Source organism: Pedobacter sp. AC163 (assembly GCF_979258665.1).
The window spans coordinates 193869-208994 of the sequence record NZ_OZ409872.1 but is presented as its reverse complement, the minus strand read 5'-3'; the positions used below and the strand labels follow the sequence as shown (position 1 = coordinate 208994).

The window sequence follows — 15126 nt, the reverse complement described above, 5'->3', positions numbered from 1 at the left end:
TATTTTTAACCAAATGAAAATCGAACTTGAGCAAAATTTTTTAGCAAATTATAATCGTAATTCTGATGCAGTTTACTTCACTCCTGGAAGGATCAACCTGATTGGCGAGCATATAGATTATAATGGTGGACTAGTAATGCCTTGCGCCATCACATTAGGAACCTGGGTTGCTATTGCCTCAAATAACGATGGCAAATTCAGGTTTAAAAGTTTAAATTTTGAAGCTCAGGTTGAGGTAGAGAGCAATAAGATCCATGATAAAAACGGCAGTTTATGGGCCAACTACCCTATCGGAATAATCAATGAGTTTTTAAAGGATGGGAAAGAAATCAATGGATTTGATTTTCTGTTTTTTGGCAACATTCCAATCGGATCCGGCCTATCTTCTTCAGCATCAATTGAAATCGCTACGGCATTTGCATTGAACGATTACTTGAATTTGGGCTATGATAAACTGGAACTAGTCAAAATTGCCAAAAAGGTTGAAAATGATTTTATCGGTTTAAACTCTGGAATTATGGATCAGTTTGCAGTAGCAGTTGGTGAAAAAGATAAAGCCATTGTACTTGATTGCGAAACGCTGAAATACAAAATGGTTGATGTTGCCTTAGGTAAATATTCTTTGGCCATTATCAATACTAATAAGCCCCGAGAATTGGCTGATTCTAAATATAATGAGCGTGTTGCAGAATGTCAGGAAGCTTTAAGATTGTTGAATGAGGAAATTACACTTCACAATTTGTGTGAACTAAATGCAGAGAAGTTTGCACTGCATAGTCATTTGATTCATGATGAAACAATTCTGAATAGAGCTACACACGTTGTAAAAGAAAACGACCGCGTTCATCTTGCGGCTAAAGCACTTAATAACGGCAGCTTAGAAGAATTCGGCCGGTTAATGTATGCATCGCATAAATCATTGAAGGAGCTTTACGAGGTTAGTGGAGATGAGTTGGATGCAGTTGTTGATTTTTGTTTGACTTACGATCATGTAATTGGTGCCCGAATGACTGGCGCTGGATTTGGAGGCTGTGCCATCGCTTTGCTTGAAAAAGGTTATGAGGAAGATTTTGCCAAACATTTAACAGCGTATTATGTGGGGAAAATCGGTTATCCTGCAGCGATTTACATTAGTGAGATTGGAGATGGCCCCACAAGGCTCTGAAATATTTAAGAAAGCCAATAACGATAATCTTCCAGATAAACTGCAAATTTGCGGTTAATACAATGAAAAAATTAAAATTAGACGAACTCAATCGTCCAGATATTGCAGCGTTTAAGGCGCAAGATAAACTTCCAGTCGTCGTGGTTTTAGATAATGTTCGCAGCATGCATAATGTTGGGTCTGTTTTTCGCACAGCAGATGGTTTTGCACTGGAAAAGGTTGTTTTGTGTGGAATTACCGCACAACCTCCACATCGTGAAATCGAAAAAACTGCTTTAGGGGCAACACACTCTGTAGAATGGATTTATTATCCTGACACTTTATCTGCCATAAATGCCTTACGTGTTGAAGATTATGAAATTGTCGCCATTGAGCAGGCAGAAAATAGTACCATGCTAAATAGTTTTCAGCCAGATCCCAACAAAAAATATGCGTTAATTTTTGGTAATGAAGTTGATGGCGTGAGTGATGAAGTGATGGCAACCATTGATGAATGCATCGAAATTCCTCAGTTTGGAACCAAACATTCTTTTAATATTGTGATTTCGGCCGGTATTGTATTTTGGGATTTCTTTGCAAAGTTAAGACTATAAATATTTGCTAGAGCCATTTGCGTGGTGAAGTCAATTTTTAATCGAAATCTAATCTTTGTATAGAATTATAGACAGTTTTTATCCCGATAAGGGCTGTTAGGTAACATTTTTGTGAATTATTTTATCAATTATAATCATCTGATTTAATGATGGTTGGATGGATTTTCTCTTTTTTGGCAAGGTTTTTTCTTAGAGGCAACCAAACAGTATTATAAAAAAACTGTTAAGAGACTATTATTTATAAATTAATAAAAATGAATTCGAGAATTACAAAATCAACAATGTTGGTTGCCTTATTAGGACTATCATCACAATTATTTGCACAGGAAACGCCGACTACAACAAGTAGATTTGGTAAACAATCATTAAGAACCTGGAGCGTTGGTGCTCACGGTGGTATCTTAAGCCAAAACACTTTCTTAGGTGGCTCTAGTGTAAAGGCAGATGAATTTAAAAGTATTGGTTACGGTGCCTTCGTTAAAAAGCAAATTTTACCAGCTTTAGGTTTACAAGCTGACTTTCTTCGTGGAGAAATCAAAACTTTAAATTCGACAAGCACAGTACAACAAAAAAACAGTATCAATTGGTCTGGATCATTAACAGCAGTTTTAAATATTGCAAACTTTAGTTTAAATACTGAAAATGCAGTTTTAATTCCATACGTAAAAGCTGGTGCTGGTTACATGTCATCTGATTCAGAAATCGGAACCGTGCAAAGTTTTACAGATAGAGAAGGTTGGTTTATCCCAACAGGAGTTGGATTTAAATTAGGTGTTGCTAAAGGTATTAACATCGATTTAGGTTATGATATCAATTTTATCAAATCTTCACCAACAGTTAAAAATGCTTATAACGAAAGCAGATTCTCTTACGCTCACGCAGGTTTAGAGTTTGCTTTAGGAAACAGAGAAAATTCTCAATTGCAGAACTATAGCGCTGTTGCCGATTTACGTAAGCAAAGTGCAGAAGAAAGTGCTGAATTAAGAAGAGCATTATCTACAGCAGAACAAAATGCAGCCAGAGACAGAGAGCAATATGCTAAAGATTTAGCTGATGATGATAATGATGGTGTAGCTAACAAATTTGATAAATGCCCAGGAACTCCAACAGGTACTGTAGTTGATGGTTCAGGTTGCCCAATCAAAGTTCAACGCGAAATTATCAGAGAAACTAAAGTAATAACTGAAGAAGATCGTAAAGTTGTTAAAGATGCGATTTCAAACTTAGAGTTTGATTTAGGTAAGTCTACTATCCGTTCTAAATCTTATGCTTCATTAAACAGAGTTGCTGGTTTATTAGTAGAGAAAAACTTTAGCTTAAAATTAGCTGGTCACACAGATAACACTGGTGGTAGAGAGTTAAACTTACGTTTATCTAAAGAAAGAGCAGAATCAGTGAAAGCTTATTTAGTATCTCAAGGTGCTAACGCATCAAGAATTGAAGCTACTGGTTACGGACCTGATCAACCAATTTCGACAAACAAAACTGCAGCGGGTCGTCAAGAAAACCGTCGTGTAGAATTTACATTATACTAGTCAATAGTAAAATGATATAAAAAAGCCCCGATGAAAATCGGGGCTTTTTGCGTTTAAATTTTTCGTTAATGAGAGGCACGAAGCAATCTATACTATCACACAGGCAACTGATCTCTGGCGATGACGATTTACAATTAAGATAAACCTTTTTTATTTTTATAAGTCATTTTGGCTTTCGTACCCGCACTGTAGTTGTAATTCTTTAAATTACTTGCTTTCTTCTCGTGAAATGCGGCACCACGTTCGGTAACATCCTCTTCTTCCTCTTTTTTCTTTTTCTTTGGTTTTGCGGCGGCATCCATTATTTTTAGATCTTCAGGGAGCTCCATAACATCCATCCGCTGACCAATGGCTTGTTCAATCTTCTTAACCTCAACGAGTTCTATATCAGTAGAAAATGTAATCGCAACCACTTCCTCTTCTCCTGTTTTAACAATACGCTGAATTAACGTTTCCTTTTGCTCAGGCAATTCTAAATGAAGAATAAATGGAATTCCCTGAATATCTAGCTCCCCTAGGTTCTCATTAGCGACAATAAGCACTCTCGCATCAGGATTTTCCTTAAAGTCTTCAATGTCATCGTAACCCTTATCATCGAAAAACAAAGAACGGTAAATACTAATTTCGCCTTCTTTTGGATTATTGAAGTTTTTATAAACCGTTTGGGCCGTTAATCTGGTATTTACAAACACAACTACTTTATCAAAAAACTCAGCATCATTTAGCAAAAGTGTTAACAAGTTCAACTTCGTACGGAAGTTTGGAACTTGATATAACATCTGCGGATAAACTTCTGCTTGCTGTTCACCAATTTCATCAACCTCTATGGTTGTTGCAGAATCTTTCATAAAAGGAGAAATCATGTGATTCAATTTCTCATGAATTACTTCTGTAAAAACAACATGTTGAGATTTATAAGCACTGTTTGCCAATTCAACTACAGGAAGCTGTAATCCTTTTTTAACAATCAGTTCGGCATTATCTACAATAAATAATTGAATTTTATTGGTGTTTAGGGCAAGTTTCAAATACAAGGCACGAGCCCTATCGGGCACAGCAACAATAATATCGCAGCCATCGGTAATCTCATTTATTTGTGTTTCAACAGCCCCACGACTGTCAATTCCGAGAATTCTGAACGTATTATTCCGGTTTAATAACTTGAATTGTTCTAATACATGATCAACATGTTCAGCATCTGGAACCAAAATTAAAGCTCTTGGCGCTTCTTCGAAAGCATATTTCAACTTCATTAAGGTAGCTAAAACATAAGTTGTTGTTTTTCCTGCTCCTTCTGGTGCTATCGCAATAACATCTTGTCCACCCAAAATTCTGCTCATGGTTCTGATTTGAATCTCTTTTGGAGTTAAAAATCCTGCATCAGTCATGGCTGCAACAAGTGGCTTACTAAGCTTTAATTTCTCTAATGACACGCTTATCGTTTTAATATTTGAAAATGCAAATATCCTTAAAATAATTAGCTTTTGAGAAATTGAATTCAGGCTTAAATAATGAATGTATTATATCTACAGCTAATTCCGCCTTATAAGCTATGGCTTTAAGATTAAAAATTGAATCTTTCTTTCAGCTTCGCTTTGTGAGAAACCTATCAAAGCACAGAAAGAAATAAAATAATTGCTTCTATATCAAAAAGTTATCAAGTTATCAAATAAATAACTACAAAATCTATAGACATTATATACTTATTTATATATTTGTTGAATATTGAATTGATAACTAAAATATGTTAAACTATTAAAGGCAAAGAATATGTCAATATATTTTCAATATCCAGCAATCAGCGACTATCCAAGTTTTAGCTATTATACCGAAATCACGGCAGTCGATGCTAAGCAAATAAAGGATGAAGATAAAATTAATCGTGAAGAGATTATTGTAATGAAAGATTTTTTATCCTTAAAACCAGTTTAACGAAATTGGCCAGTGACCGATAGGAAGGTTAAGGTTTTATAAACTTTGAAATGTTGGTTCGAATCCAACACTAGGCCGCTAAGTGTATCTCATAGCACTTAAACCTGATTCTGCTCAATCAGGCAAGATTTGGTTATCTTATATTTGTTTTGTTGTTAGCAAAGGCTATCCGCGATGGATAGCCTAACTTTTTTGCAGCTAGATTAATAGACTAGCACCGCAAAATGATTAACCGCGTTACTAAGCTTATGCATTGTAAGTCAGCTTTACAAAAGAATGCCCGATTTGCCCTTCCATTGGTGGATTAAGTTTTTTGATACTCACGTTTATGGTTTCAACAAAAGGATAGACCTCGATTACTTTTAATATGATATTATTTAAAACTGTTTCTAAGAGCTTTTGAGTATTCTTCATCTCATCCAATATAATGGTATTCAAATCTTCGTAATTAACTGTGTTGGCAAGCTCATCATCAATAACCAATGGAGTAAATTCAGTTTCAAGATCGATTATAAAATGACTTCCAATTACTTGTTCTTCGGGATACCAGCCATGCAATGCAAAACAACTAACTTCCTTTAATGCTACGGTTTGTTTGAAATGACTCATATAGGTGTGTTTCTGTATTTAGCAAAATTAATTTTTTATTCAGGAATATAATGCCCCTTGCGGTAAATTGTTACCTTTGAAATGAACGGATTTCTTAACCAAATAATAGAATTTTAAATGAGTATATCGTCGAAGAAAGACCTTTATGAGGCTCCAGATTATTATCTATTGGATGAGTTGCTTACTGATGAGCACAAACTGATTAGAGCATCGGCTAGAGAATGGGTTAAGAAGGAAGTGAGCCCAATTATCGAAGATTACGCTCAAAAGGCAGAATTTCCGAAGCATTTAATAAAAGGATTGGCTGATATTGGAGCTTTCGGGCCAACAATTCCGGTAGAATATGGTGGCGCTGGATTGGATTATACCGCATATGGAATTTTGATGCAGGAGATTGAACGCGGCGATTCCGGAATCCGTTCTACCGCATCTGTTCAAGGATCGCTGGTGATGTATCCTATTTATGCCTACGGAAGTGAAGAGCAACGAAAAAAATATTTACCAAAATTAGCAAGTGGCGAAACGATGGGATGTTTTGGTTTGACAGAGCCTGATCATGGATCAAATCCTGGTGGCATGGTCACCAATATTAAAGATGCGGGATCTCACTACATTTTGAATGGTGCCAAGATGTGGATCAGCAATGCTCCTTTTGCCGATATCGCTGTAGTTTGGGCAAAAGATGAATCTGGTAAAATTCGAGGCATGGTTGTAGAACGTGGAATGGACGGATTTTCTACTCCTGAAACACACAACAAATGGAGCTTGAGAGCCTCAGCTACTGGCGAGTTGGTCTTTGATAATGTCCAAATTCCAAAAGAAAATGTTTTTCCAGAAATAAGTGGCTTGAAAGGCCCGCTAGGTTGTTTGAATCAAGCACGCTATGGTATTGCCTGGGGCGCTTTAGGAGCAGCAATGGATTGTTACGATACTGCTCTTCGTTATTCAAAGGAGCGAATTCAGTTTGGAAAACCAATTGGAGGTTTTCAATTGCAGCAGAAAAAGCTAGCCGAAATGGTTACGGAGATTACTAAAGGGCAGCTTTTGGTTTGGCGTTTAGGTGTGCTTAAAAGTGAAAACAGAGCAACAGCTGAACAAATATCAATGGCAAAAAGAAATAGCGTAGAAATTGCATTAGATATCGCCAGAAACGCTCGCCAAATGCTTGGAGGAATGGGAATCACAGGAGAATATTCTATTATGCGCCACATGATGAATCTGGAATCGGTAGTAACCTATGAAGGAACGCATGATATCCATTTATTAATTACAGGTATGGATGTGACCGGATTGAACGCTTTTAAATAATGCAGATACAATATATAAGTTAATGAGAGATTACAAAAAATACACTTACATCCCCGCTTCACCTGAAGAGGTTTATTTAGCACTTACAAAAGACATTAGCATCAAACTATGGACGGGTGCGGATGTTGAATTCGAAGAAAAGCCCGATACAGAATTTTCATTTTGGGATGGCGACATCGTGGGAAAAAATCTTGAGTTTGAGCCAAACAAAAAAATTGTGCAGCAATGGTACTTTGGTGAAGATGCCGAACCGTCAATCGTAACGATTAAACTTCACGAAGATAAAAAAGGAACGTCGTTGGAATTTAAACAAACAAACATCCCAGAAGAAGATTATAAAGATTTCACAGAAGGAATTGAAGAATATTTTATCGGGGGATTAGTTGATTTTTTTGATGAATAAAACTAAACTTTATAAATTGTAAATACATATCAACCCTTTTCAAACTAATTATGCCGCTCTCTAAACATCCTATAATTCTTATTGCCATACTTTCAACCGTATTATTATCTTCATGTGGCGTTGTTGTAAATAATCTGCCGGTTTTTTATACCCCTCCCGCTAGTTCAAACCACATGTCCTACCTTCCAAAACCGATGATGGAAGATAGTGTTAAAGTAAAAAATTACGTTAGCGCTAGTTTCGCCAACAACAGTCTGCCTTATAATGTTGGAGACATGGCCATGGGTTACATTAACTACAATCGGTCTCACGTAGTTAAGAATTTCAATTTCGCCTATGGCGGGTTCGGATATTTTGGAGGCACTTCCAGAGGTTACGAAAACACTCAAAGAAAGATTATCGAAGCATATCATGATCAAGGATTCTATGGTTTTGGTTTACGCACATCAATTGGAATAGCTGAAAAGTCTGGAAATACAGAATTTCGGATTTTGAATTGGGAAAGTGCTTTTGTTTATGAGGCAGGTAGCTATGCTTCATTCAGAAAAGATGTGCGAAGTAAAAACGATCCATTATCGATAGCTTCTGATAAAACTGCACTTTTTACAACGGGTGGCTCAACAGAAATTATTTGGTCTGGACGTAAAAATACCGATAGACAATATGGTTTCCGCCTATTTGTGGGTAGCACTATTGATTTAAGAAATAACATTAATTATAGTGAGGATAAAATTACTGGCTTAGCAACTGACCTGTCGTTTTTTCTCAAGATTAAAAATGTTTACGGAATTTTAGGTTCAGGAACCAATTTAATGAACAACTCTGGTAAGATTACACTGGGCTATTCATTTTAATAAAACATAATTTCAGGTTTGCTGTTCAGCTATTAAAAATAAAGATATCATGAACAAATCTATAGGACTTATCTTAATTGTAATTGGAGTGATTATGCTCGTTTGGACGGGTTTTTCATATACTCAAAAAGAAAAGATAGTTGATGCCGGACCCATTCAGATATCAGCTGACAAAGAAAAATCGGTAAACTGGCCGCCGTATGTTGGTGGAATAGTTTTAGTTGCAGGTGTAGTTGTACTTGTGGCCTCGAAAAAAAAATAATGTTAAATATCATTGCGAGGTAACGAAGCAATCTATCTTGCTGATTAACATCGCTTCGTACCTCACAATGATGAATTTGGATCTATAGTTCGTTACTGTAGACAGATCTTATCGCATCTCTCAAATTATATTTGGATGCCATTACTTCACCATAAGCACCAGCACTGCGGATGGCGAAAACGTCACCTCTAAATGATTCTGGTTGCTCCACTTCTTTGCCGAAGCAATCGGTGCTTTCGCAAATGGGTCCTACAATATCATACTTGATTTCATTTCCGTTACCCCGAGTTAAATTCTCAATTTTATGGTAGGCCTGGTATAAGGCAGGACGCATCAATTCAGTCATTCCAGCATCTAAAACCACAAAGTTTTTCTTCTTACCTTTTTTGATATATAATGCTTTGGTGATTAAAGCTGCCGATTGGCCAACCAATGCTCTTCCCAATTCAAAATGAACTTCCTGATTAGGTTTTACGTCCAGGAAATCGTTGAATATCTTGAAGTAAGATTTAAAGTCAGGGATTTGGTTATCAGGACTATAATAGTCAATACCTAAACCACCACCGACGTTTAAAATCTCGACAATGAAACCTTTATCTTCAAACCAAGTACAGAATTCGTTTACGCGAACACAAAGGTTTTTATAAACATCGAGGTTGGTAATTTGAGAACCGATATGGAAGTGAATACCAATAAATTTTAGGTTTTTAGATAACTTTAAAGTTTCCGCACATTGGGGTAAATCCCAAGAATTGATTCCAAATTTATTTTCGTCTAAACCTGTGGTAATATTGTGGTGGGTATGGGCATCTACATTAGGGTTGATACGAATAGCTACCTGTGCAGTCTTGCCTTTTGCAGCTGCTAGCTCATTCAGAACTTCCAACTCTTGGATAGATTCTACATTGAAGCAGAAAATATCCAAATCCAAAGCCTCATTTATTTCCTTATCGGATTTACCGACACCAGCGAACACAATTTTTTTGTGATCGAAACCAACTTCAACAGCTCTTCTCACCTCTCCGGCACTTACACAGTCTGCACCAAAGCCAATCTGTTTAATTTGCTCGAGTAAAACAGAATTGAAGTTGGCTTTTAAAGCATAATGGATGTGAAATTTGTAGGGTGCGGCGGCTTCAGCACAAGTGCTTAGCGTTTTTTGCAATAAATCCGTATCGTAATAGTAAAAAGGCGTTTCTATATTGTTAAACTTTGATATATCTTTATCGGCGAACATGTTCAAATTCCTTATAATCGTTTTAATTTTATTTTTTGTACTCATTTACTGGGGCAACTATCTTGATTTGAAGCATGGACGCATCACCCGAAAACAATACAATGGGAAAATTAGATTTTCTCTTGTTCTTATTTTAATTGTATTGTTCTTATTCTTTATTAGAAAATGAAAATAATTGCAGCCCTTTTTGTCATTTTAATTATCTCGTTAGGGTTATTTAATTCTTACAAGAAATACAAAAATCAATTGTTACCAGTAAACTTCTTAGGTTTTCACTTCATTATCGGCCTGCTGGTGATTATGGGTGCATTTTATTTGCTATTCAAATAATCTATTGTGCAGACTTCTTAAAGCTTCTGTTTTGTATTCGCTCAATATGAGTAGCGAAACATTATAGTTGCTTCCTCCATAAGAAATCATACGAATTGGAATATGTTTCAACCCTTCCAAAACCCGACTAGCAAAACCATGCTTCTCTGATCCAAAATCGCCTACAACGCAAACAATACTGTGGTTGGTATCAACTTCAACGGTGCCGAAGCTCTCTAATTCTTCAATTATTTTTGAAAGATTTCCTGTCTCATCGATAGTTAACGATACCGCAACCTCAGAGGTGGTGATCATATCAATCGGTGTTTTGTAACGCTCAAATACTTCAAACACGCGACGTAAAAAGCCGTAAGCTAAAAGCATCCGACTAGATTGAATGCGAATAGCAGTGATGCCATCTTTTGCTGCAATTGATTTGATTTTACCCTTTTCGCTGTTATGCGTGATCAAAGTACCAGCGGCAGAAGGCTCCATGGTATTTAACAAACGAACAGGAATTTTATATTTCTGTGCCGGAAAAACAGATTGCGGATGCAAAATTTTCGCTCCAAAATAAGCCAATTCTGCAGCCTCATCAAAAGATAGTTGTGCAATTGGTTTTGTCCCTTTTACAATTCGAGGATCATTATTGTGCATCCCGTCGATGTCTGTCCAAATTTGAACTTCTTCGGCTAAAATTGCTGCTCCAAGTAAAGAAGCAGTATAATCGCTTCCACCACGACGTAAATTATCCACTTCGCCAAAACTGTTGCGGCAAATAAATCCCTGAGTAATGAACAATTTATTGCCTTTGTTTGCTTCTAATAATGGCGTTAAATGTTTGGTTGTGAATGGAATATCAGGTTCATTGTCTTCATCAGTCTTCATAAAATCTAATGCTGGAAGTAACACTGATTCGACACCGATTGACTTTAAATAAATATGATATAAAGTAGTGGATAATAATTCGCCTTGAGCCAAAACAACTTTCTCTTCAATTGAAGTAAAAATATCGTTGGTTAAAACAGCTAAAAAGCTGAAATGATAATCAATTACCTCATTGCCCATCTCCTGAAAATCGGCATCGGGCAATAACTCGATTACAAAATCCCTATATTTTTGATATAAATTTTCAACACATTCGCTCCCCTTCTTCTTATCCCCAGCTAAAAAATAATTAGAAATTTCTACCAAACTATTTGTAGTACCAGACACTGCTGATAAAACCACAATCTGTTCTTCATTTGGATTAATGATATCCAATAATTTCGTCATGCGCTCGGGACTACCTACAGAAGTACCCCCAAATTTTAATATTTTCATCTATTTATAAATTGGTTAACCGGATGAGCCGCCTGAACTTTACAATTATTGTGAAAAAGTTACAATCGGCCCATTTATAATACTGGATTTTCTTATAATTGTATCGGGGCGTGAAAATAAACAAAAGCAGCTTAAAAGCAACATCCTCAACAAAATAAAATTTGGATTAGTTAAAATTTCGATATTTTAACAAAACTTCATCCAATTAAATTTGTTCAACACCAGATATTAAATTAAAAATAGAGCTCAATGCAATCAATTGATCAATCAACACAAACCACAATAAATCAGTGGTTAAGCGGAAAATACGACGATAAAACAAAGTCTGAAATTCAGGAACTTGTAGATAAAAATGCAACTACAGAACTTACCGATGCTTTTTATAAAAGCCTTGAATTTGGTACAGGTGGCTTGCGGGGCATAATGGGTGCCGGCTCTAACCGAATAAATAAATATACCATCGGTACTGCCACTCAGGGTTTAGCAAATTATTTGAATAATAAATACCCGGGTGAGAAAATCAGCGTAGCCATTGCTCATGATAGCAGAAATAATTCTGATTATTTTGCAGGAATTACGGCTGATGTTTTTTCAGCAAATGGTATTCACGTATACTTTTTTGAGGCATTAAGACCAACTCCCGAGTTATCTTTTGCCGTTCGTCATTTCGGATGTAAAAGTGGAGTAATGCTTACCGCTTCCCATAATCCTAAAGAATATAATGGATACAAAGCTTATGGAGCAGATGGCGGACAATTTACCTCTCCTGATGATAAATTGGTTATCGATGAAGTAAATAAAATTAAGAGCATTGACGAAGTTAAATTTGATCGCGTTGATGCAAATGTTGAGTTAATTGGCGAGGCTGTAGATAAACTTTACTTAGATGGAATTACTGCGCTTTCCATTTCACCCGAAGCGATTAAAAGACAACACGATTTAAAAATAGTGTACTCTCCTATCCATGGTACCGGAATTACTTTGGTACCAAAAGCATTGGAACAATTTGGCTTTACTAACGTAACCATTGTTGAAGAGCAAAGTAAACCTGATGGTAATTTTCCTACCGTCGTTTATCCAAATCCTGAAGAAAAAGATGCCTTGACTTTAGCGATGAACAAAGCTAAAGAGATTGATGCTGATTTGGTTTTGGCAACTGATCCAGATGCAGATCGCGTGGGTATCGCTGTTAAAGATAATGATGGCGAATGGGTATTGTTGAATGGTAATCAAACTGGAAGTTTATTGATCAATTATCTTTTATCTGCCTGGGAAGAAAGCGGTAAATTAGATGGCAATCAGTTCATTGTGAAAACAATTGTGACCTCGAACCTGATTGAAGAAATCGCAAAGAAAAAGGATGTTACTTATTACAATACCTTAACTGGATTTAAATACATTGGTCAGTTAATGACTGAATTAGAAGGTAAAAAGTATTTTATTGGCGGTGGTGAAGAAAGTTATGGCTACCTGATTGGCGATTTAGTTCGTGATAAAGATGCAGTTGTTTCTGCTGCTTTCATTTCAGAAATGACGGCCTACTATAAAGATAAGGGAGCAAGTTTATACAATGCTTTGTTAGATATGTATGTTGAATATGGCTTGTATAAAGAAGATTTGGTTTCATTGACTAAAAAAGGTAAAACAGGTGCTGAAGAAATCAAAGCCATGATGGTTAAATTCCGTGAGAATCCACCTGCAACCCTGGGTGGTTCTAAAGTTTCAGTATTAAAAGATTATGAATTGAGCCAGGAAACTGATTTAACTACCGGAAAAGTAACGAAGTTGGATTATCCAACTTCTGATGTTTTACAGTTTATTACTGAAGATGGAAGTATCGTTTCTGCTCGTCCGAGTGGTACCGAGCCAAAAATTAAATTTTACTGCAGCGTAAATGCACCATTGGCAGATAGATCAGATTTTGCTAAAGTAAATGAAGAGCTGGGTGATAAAATTAAAGCTGTAATGGCCGATTTGCAGGCTTAGGTTTTAGCCACAGAATAAAAAGGATTAACACAGATGAAGAATTTCATCTGTGTTTTTTTATACCCGTCAGTTGAAACTGGTGGTAATAAGTGGCATTTAGTATAATCTTTCTGTTGGTAATTAAAAGATGCTCCACTGGATTACAATTTTATTAGGTATTCATTGCCGTTGATTTCAATCAACGTTTTTTAAAAATGACTTTCTTTTCTTTGCTTCAATCATTTTCTTTAATACTTTTGCAGCAAGTACAATGTTCAAAAAAATCCTGATATACTTTTTAGTGATTTGTTCGGTTTCAAACGGAGCGATGCAACTGGTGGTTTATTCTGGTTACAAAATGAACAAAGAATACATTACAAGTGTGTTTTGTATTAACAAGGAACATCCTGAATTGCATTGCGATGGACAATGTTTTTTAGCTAAAAAGCTGAAAGACTTAGATAGCAAAAACAAACAAGCTCAGGAGAATCTCAAACGAATTGTAGAAGCTGAACCAAAATTTCAGATTACTGTTATCAATCATCAAATTCCATACTTCATTATCAAATCAGAAAGCGGTTATCTCGAAAAACCAGTTAAAGACCTTTCTGTTTCTATTTTTCATCCGCCGAAAATGGTGTAAGTAAATTTCACTTTTCTATGCGGCGGCTTTGCCCATCGCAGGTCTAGTCTATTTGTCATTCTGAACATTGCGAAGAATCTAATTGCTTACAATTATTTCCTTCTGCTGTAATGCTGGTTTTCTGCTAAAACGTTAGAGATTCTTCATTGCATTCAGAATAACAACAATTATTTAATTACTTATCCCAGTTTTCAAACAATGAAATTACATCAATATCTATTGGCATTATTATGCCCAATTATGCTTTTATCCTCTTGCAAAAAAAGCGGCGATGAAATAACAGCAGATACAAAGTCAAGCTTTACAATCGAATTCGAACATCAGGTTGATGGTGCTGCATTGGCGCTCAATACAACGAACTACAAGAATGCTAAGGGCGAAGATTTCAAAATCAACGTATTCAAATATTATGTCAGCAATATCAAGTTAAGCAAAGCTGATGGCACAACTTACCTGATACCAGAAAGTTATTTTCTGATTGATGAATCGAAAAGTGACTCAAAGATGATCACCTTAAATAATGTTCCGACAGGAGATTATACAAGAATTGAATATACCATTGGCGTTGATTATGCCAGGAATTTTGCTGGTGCTCAAACCGGAGCATTAGATCCAATTAACGGCATGTTCTGGACCTGGAACAGCGGTTATATTTTTGTAAAACTGGAAGGAACTTCTCCTCAGTCTACAGCTGCGAACAATGCCATCACCTTCCATATTGGTGGTGTTATCGATCCAAATAATACCATTAGAACTATTTCAGCAGAAATTAACGTAGCAAATCCGTTAAGAATTAGAACTGATGCCAAACCCAATATGCACTTTATTGTAAATGCTGCAGCGCTATTTACAGGCGTTAGTGATGTTAGTTTTGCTACATTGAATTTTACCATGGGCGGGGCCAACTCTGTTGTGGTAGCAAATAATTATGCGAAAGGGTTATTCCGTTTAGATCACATCCATAATTAATATGAGGCGTAAACTAAAC

General features: G+C 36.2%; 15 protein-coding genes. 11 read left to right on the top strand and 4 right to left on the bottom strand.

All coding sequences use genetic code 11. The features are described from left to right. Window positions 1-13 precede the first annotated feature (13 nt). The 3 genes from ACZZZK_RS00970 to ACZZZK_RS00960 all read left to right on the top strand — a co-directional run bounded on the left by ACZZZK_RS00970 (window position 14) and on the right by ACZZZK_RS00960 (window position 3293). Window positions 14-1165, top strand: coding sequence for a galactokinase (locus tag ACZZZK_RS00970; protein WP_463482422.1), 1152 nt, complete (start codon window positions 14-16; stop codon window positions 1163-1165). 62 nt (window positions 1166-1227) lie between these two features. Next, entirely contained in the window at window positions 1228-1758 is a 531-nt protein-coding gene (locus ACZZZK_RS00965) for an RNA methyltransferase (RefSeq protein ID WP_463482421.1), read from the top strand. A 254-nt stretch (window positions 1759-2012) separates the two neighbouring features. Then, window positions 2013-3293: an OmpA family protein gene (locus ACZZZK_RS00960; RefSeq protein ID WP_463482420.1), complete on the top strand. Its 1281-nt coding sequence runs from the start codon at window positions 2013-2015 to the stop codon at window positions 3291-3293. A 134-nt stretch (window positions 3294-3427) separates the two neighbouring features. Here the strand turns inward: ACZZZK_RS00960 and ACZZZK_RS00955 are convergent, their stop codons facing one another. Next, complete coding sequence (locus ACZZZK_RS00955) at window positions 3428-4726, bottom strand: DEAD/DEAH box helicase (RefSeq protein ID WP_463482419.1); 1299 nt, start codon at window positions 4724-4726, stop codon at window positions 3428-3430. A gap of 337 nt (window positions 4727-5063) precedes the next feature. Between ACZZZK_RS00955 and ACZZZK_RS00950 the strand changes: the two genes are divergently transcribed. Further along, complete coding sequence (locus ACZZZK_RS00950; RefSeq protein ID WP_463482418.1) at window positions 5064-5225, top strand: hypothetical protein; 162 nt, start codon at window positions 5064-5066, stop codon at window positions 5223-5225. 246 nt (window positions 5226-5471) lie between these two features. Here the strand turns inward: ACZZZK_RS00950 and ACZZZK_RS00945 are convergent, their stop codons facing one another. Then, window positions 5472-5834, bottom strand: a complete 363-nt coding sequence (locus tag ACZZZK_RS00945; RefSeq protein ID WP_463482417.1) for a dihydroneopterin aldolase — start codon at window positions 5832-5834, stop codon at window positions 5472-5474. Between the two features lie 117 nt (window positions 5835-5951). On the opposite strand from ACZZZK_RS00945, the gene ACZZZK_RS00940 reads away from it, so the two are divergent. Genes ACZZZK_RS00940 through ACZZZK_RS00925 form a run of 4 tightly spaced genes read left to right on the top strand, consistent with a single transcriptional unit; the run spans window position 5952 to window position 8661 of the window. Then, window positions 5952-7142 (top strand): acyl-CoA dehydrogenase family protein, encoded by a 1191-nt coding sequence (locus ACZZZK_RS00940; protein ID WP_463482416.1) that lies wholly within the window; start codon window positions 5952-5954, stop codon window positions 7140-7142. A 22-nt stretch (window positions 7143-7164) separates the two neighbouring features. Continuing rightward, window positions 7165-7545: an SRPBCC domain-containing protein gene (locus ACZZZK_RS00935; RefSeq protein WP_463482415.1), complete on the top strand. Its 381-nt coding sequence runs from the start codon at window positions 7165-7167 to the stop codon at window positions 7543-7545. Between the two features lie 50 nt (window positions 7546-7595). After that, a complete protein-coding gene (locus tag ACZZZK_RS00930; RefSeq protein WP_463482414.1) occupies window positions 7596-8399 on the top strand; it encodes a hypothetical protein in 804 nt (267 codons plus the stop codon). A 49-nt stretch (window positions 8400-8448) separates the two neighbouring features. Beyond that, window positions 8449-8661, top strand: a complete 213-nt coding sequence (locus tag ACZZZK_RS00925) for a hypothetical protein (protein WP_056848975.1) — start codon at window positions 8449-8451, stop codon at window positions 8659-8661. An 82-nt stretch (window positions 8662-8743) separates the two neighbouring features. Here the strand turns inward: ACZZZK_RS00925 and lysA are convergent, their stop codons facing one another. Then, entirely contained in the window at window positions 8744-9898 is a 1155-nt protein-coding gene (gene lysA / locus ACZZZK_RS00920; protein WP_463482413.1) for a diaminopimelate decarboxylase, read from the bottom strand. A gap of 318 nt (window positions 9899-10216) precedes the next feature. Continuing rightward, window positions 10217-11530, bottom strand: coding sequence for an aspartate kinase (locus tag ACZZZK_RS00915; protein WP_463482412.1), 1314 nt, complete (start codon window positions 11528-11530; stop codon window positions 10217-10219). Window positions 11531-11779: 249 nt separating this feature from the next. Between ACZZZK_RS00915 and ACZZZK_RS00910 the strand changes: the two genes are divergently transcribed. The 3 genes from ACZZZK_RS00910 to ACZZZK_RS00900 all read left to right on the top strand — a co-directional run bounded on the left by ACZZZK_RS00910 (window position 11780) and on the right by ACZZZK_RS00900 (window position 15107). Then, entirely contained in the window at window positions 11780-13516 is a 1737-nt protein-coding gene (locus tag ACZZZK_RS00910) for a phospho-sugar mutase (RefSeq protein ID WP_463482411.1), read from the top strand. Window positions 13517-13766: 250 nt separating this feature from the next. Further along, window positions 13767-14138 carry a hypothetical protein gene (locus ACZZZK_RS00905; protein WP_463482410.1) on the top strand — a complete coding sequence of 124 codons (372 nt, stop codon included), beginning with the start codon at window positions 13767-13769 and terminating at the stop codon, window positions 14136-14138. 198 nt (window positions 14139-14336) lie between these two features. Next, window positions 14337-15107, top strand: a complete 771-nt coding sequence (locus ACZZZK_RS00900) for an MbnP family protein (RefSeq protein ID WP_463482409.1) — start codon at window positions 14337-14339, stop codon at window positions 15105-15107. Window positions 15108-15126: the final 19 nt, after the last annotated feature.

Bases quoted from the DNA above. Each gene is read 5' to 3' on its own strand.
- ACZZZK_RS00970 (WP_463482422.1), top strand. From the start codon at position 14: ATGAAAATCGAACTTGAGCAAAATTTTTTAGCAAATTATAATCGTAAT.
- ACZZZK_RS00965 (WP_463482421.1), top strand. From the start codon at position 1,228: ATGAAAAAATTAAAATTAGACGAACTCAATCGTCCAGATATTGCAGCG.
- ACZZZK_RS00960 (WP_463482420.1), top strand. From the start codon at position 2,013: ATGAATTCGAGAATTACAAAATCAACAATGTTGGTTGCCTTATTAGGA.
- ACZZZK_RS00950 (WP_463482418.1), top strand. From the start codon at position 5,064: ATGTCAATATATTTTCAATATCCAGCAATCAGCGACTATCCAAGTTTT.
- ACZZZK_RS00945 (WP_463482417.1), bottom strand. From the start codon at position 5,834: ATGAGTCATTTCAAACAAACCGTAGCATTAAAGGAAGTTAGTTGTTTT.
- ACZZZK_RS00940 (WP_463482416.1), top strand. From the start codon at position 5,952: ATGAGTATATCGTCGAAGAAAGACCTTTATGAGGCTCCAGATTATTAT.
- ACZZZK_RS00935 (WP_463482415.1), top strand. From the start codon at position 7,165: ATGAGAGATTACAAAAAATACACTTACATCCCCGCTTCACCTGAAGAG.
- ACZZZK_RS00930 (WP_463482414.1), top strand. From the start codon at position 7,596: ATGCCGCTCTCTAAACATCCTATAATTCTTATTGCCATACTTTCAACC.
- ACZZZK_RS00925 (WP_056848975.1), top strand. From the start codon at position 8,449: ATGAACAAATCTATAGGACTTATCTTAATTGTAATTGGAGTGATTATG.
- lysA (WP_463482413.1), bottom strand. From the start codon at position 9,898: ATGTTCGCCGATAAAGATATATCAAAGTTTAACAATATAGAAACGCCT.
- ACZZZK_RS00915 (WP_463482412.1), bottom strand. From the start codon at position 11,530: ATGAAAATATTAAAATTTGGGGGTACTTCTGTAGGTAGTCCCGAGCGC.
- ACZZZK_RS00910 (WP_463482411.1), top strand. From the start codon at position 11,780: ATGCAATCAATTGATCAATCAACACAAACCACAATAAATCAGTGGTTA.
- ACZZZK_RS00905 (WP_463482410.1), top strand. From the start codon at position 13,767: ATGTTCAAAAAAATCCTGATATACTTTTTAGTGATTTGTTCGGTTTCA.
- ACZZZK_RS00900 (WP_463482409.1), top strand. From the start codon at position 14,337: ATGAAATTACATCAATATCTATTGGCATTATTATGCCCAATTATGCTT.